General features: G+C 77.3%; 4 protein-coding genes. 3 read left to right on the top strand and 1 reads right to left on the bottom strand.

Annotated features, from left to right (window positions below; genetic code table 11):
- Positions 1-290, bottom strand: a 290-nt coding sequence (locus AC5FZL_RS16255; protein ID WP_493619918.1) for an iron chelate uptake ABC transporter family permease subunit, incomplete at its 3' end; no start/stop codon positions are given.
- Positions 291-416: 126 nt separating this feature from the next.
- On the opposite strand from AC5FZL_RS16255, the gene AC5FZL_RS16250 reads away from it, so the two are divergent.
- The 3 genes from AC5FZL_RS16250 to AC5FZL_RS16240 all read left to right on the top strand — a co-directional run.
- The gene (locus AC5FZL_RS16250) at positions 417-1,409 is read left to right on the top strand and encodes an ABC transporter substrate-binding protein (protein ID WP_493619917.1); all 993 of its coding nucleotides are present in this window, start codon (positions 417-419) and stop codon (positions 1,407-1,409) included.
- A 74-nt stretch (positions 1,410-1,483) separates the two neighbouring features.
- Positions 1,484-2,347: a TIGR03620 family F420-dependent LLM class oxidoreductase gene (locus tag AC5FZL_RS16245; RefSeq protein WP_493619916.1), complete on the top strand. Its 864-nt coding sequence runs from the start codon at positions 1,484-1,486 to the stop codon at positions 2,345-2,347.
- Positions 2,348-2,548: 201 nt separating this feature from the next.
- Positions 2,549-2,897: response regulator transcription factor (locus AC5FZL_RS16240; protein WP_493619915.1), on the top strand; the 349-nt coding region annotated here is incomplete at its 3' end.

Raw genomic sequence — 2,897 nt, 5'->3', positions numbered from 1 at the left:
GCGCTCACGCCCAGCAGCCCCGGCTCGGCGAGGGGGTTGCGCGAGGCGGCCTGCAGCACCGCGCCGGCCACCCCCAGGGCGAGCCCGACCCCCGCGGCGACGAGCGTGCGCGGCACCCGCAGGCCCAGGACGGCGAAGCGCGCGTCGTCGTCACCACCGCCGACGAGCACGGCGAGGGCCCGCGCGGGACCCACCTCGCCGGCACCGAGCGCGAGGCTGGCGACCACCGCCACGAGCAGCGCCAGCGCGGCCGGGAGCACGCCGCGGCGCAGCAGGGCGCGCTGGTCCACCCGGCCTCCGATCCCCGACCCCGTGGGGGCCCGCTCTGGACAGGCACGGTCGCCGTCCCTCTATGGTGAGGCTCACCTTACCTGCGGCGACCGGCCGCCGGGGAGCACCACCTGTGGAGGACCTCTGTGAGCACGACCACCCCGGCGCAGCGACGTCGAGGCCCGCTGGCCGCGCCCGCCTCCGTCGCCCTCGCCGCAGCGGCCGCCCTCGCCCTGTCCGCGTGCGGCGGCGGCGACGGCGCCAGCGGCGGCGGCGGCACCTCCGAGCCGAGCGCGTCGGCGTCCGAGACGACCGTGAGCACGGCGTTCGGCGACGTCCCGGTGCCCGCGGAGCCGCAGAGCGTCGTCGCCCTGGCCGAGCCGGCCCTCGACGTCGCGCTCGCGGTCGGCGTCACGCCGGTGGGCACCACCGCCAGCCGCGGCGGCACCGAGCCGCCGGCCTACCTCGGCGAGGAGGCCGCCGCCGTCCCGGTCGTGGGCACCGTGCGCGAGGCGAACCTCGAGGCGGTCGTCGAGGCTGCGCCGGACCTCATCCTCGCCGCCAGCGGCCTGGACCAGGCGCAGTACGAGGCGCTGTCGGCGATCGCCCCCACCGTCGTGCCCGAGGCGGCCGCCCCCGGAGACTGGCAGGCGCCGCTGCACACCTACGCCGAGGCGCTGGGCGCCGACGACGAGCTGACCGAGCGCCTGGACGCCGTCACCGAGCGCGCCGAGGCGGTGGCGGCGGACGGCGGTCTCGACGGCACGGCCGCCGTCGTGCGCTGGATGGAGACCGGCCCGGTGCTCATGAGCTCGGCGCTCATGCCCGGCACGCTCCTGGCGGCCGCCGGAGCGGACGCCCTGCCGGCGGCCGCGGGCCTGGGCGACGCCCCGCACAGCGACCCGCTGTCGCTGGAGAACCTCGGCGAGGTCGACGCCGACCACCTCTTCCTCGCCGCGTTCGGCGAGGGCGGCGACACGGCGCTGGCCGCCGCGCAGGCCGACCCGGCCTTCGCCCGGCTGAAGGCCGCGCAGTCCGGCGCGACCACCGAGGTCGACGGCGGGGTGTGGACGTCGAGCTCGGGCCCGATCGCGGCCGAGGCGGTCATGGACGACATCGAGGCCGCCGCCGGCGCCTGACCCCGTCCCCCCACCAGCGGGCCGGCGCAGCCTCCCGGCGGGCTGCGCCGGTCCGTGCTGCCTAGGCTGGCCCGGTGGTGGGAGCGCTGAGCGCGTGGGCGGGCGGGCCGTGGCTCGAGGACGGCAACCGCGGTGACGTCGTGGAGATCGCGACCGAGCTGGAGGAGCTGGGCTACACCCGGCTGTGGCTGTCCGCGGGTTTCGGCGACGGCGTGCCGGCGATCTTCGGCGAGCTGCTGGCGGCGACCACCCGGCTGCAGGTGGCCAGCGGGATCCTCAGCATCTGGCACGCCCGCCCGCAGCAGTCCGCGGACGCCGTGGCGGAGCTCGAGCGGGCGCACCCGGGCCGGTTCCTCCTGGGCCTGGGCGCCAGCCACGCGCCGCTGGTGGAGAGCAGCGGGGAGGCCTACCGGCGTCCGTACAGCCGGATGGTCTCCTACCTCGACGAGCTGGACGCCGCCTCGCCCCCGGTGCCGCCCGAGCGGCGGGTGCTGGCCGCGCTCGGCCCGCGGATGCTTGAGCTCTCCGGGGAGCGGGCGGTCGGCGCGCACCCGTACTTCGTCCCCGTGGACCACACGGTCGAGGCCCGTGAGCAGCTCGGCTCCGGGGTGCTGCTCGCGCCCGAGGTCGCCGTCGTCCTCGAGCCCGACGCCGCCACCGCGCGCAGCGTGGCCCGGCGCTACACGACCCCGTACCTGCAGATGCCCAACTACACGAACACCCTGCGGCGCCTCGGCTGGGCCGAGGAGGACCTCTCCGGCGGCGGCAGCGACGCCCTGGTCGACGCCCTCATCCCCTGGGGCACGACCGAGCGCGTCGCCGCGCGGATCGCCGAGCACCACGCGGCCGGCGCCGACGAGGTGGCCGTGCAGGTGCTCACCGCCTCCGGCGCGCTGCCGCGCAACGAGTTCGCGGAGCTCGCCGACCTGCTCCTCTGAGCCGCCGCCCGCGCCCCTCCACCGCACTCCTCCGGAGGAGTGCGGTTCAGCCCGCCCCATGAGCCGCACTTCTCCGGAGGAGTGCGGTCCAGCCCGCCCCATGAGCCGCACTTCTCCGGAGGAGTGCGGTGGAGCGAGCCCTTGCAGGACCCGCACATCTCCTGAGCGGCTCCCGGACGCCGTCGCCCTAGCCTCGACGACGTGACCTCGACGCCGTCCCCGCCCGCCACCGTCGTCGTCGTCGAGGACGAGCCCGTCATCGCCGAGGCGGTCGCCGCCCGGCTGCGCGCCGACGGCCACCGCGTCGAGGTGGCCCTCGACGGCCCGGCGGGGGTCGCGCTGTGCCAGCGGGTGCGCCCCGACCTCGTCGTGCTCGACCTCATGCTGCCCGGCCTCGACGGCTACGAGGTGTGCCGGCAGGTGCAGGCGGAGCAGGACGTGCCGGTGCTCATGCTCACCGCGCGCGACGACGAGACCGACGTCGTGGTGGGCCTGCGGATGGGCGCCGACGACTACCTGACGAAGCCGTTCAGCCCGCGGGAGCTGTCGG

It is taken from the genome of Quadrisphaera sp. DVD1 (assembly GCF_058932755.1).
This window is presented reverse-complemented; position numbering and strand designations above follow the sequence as displayed.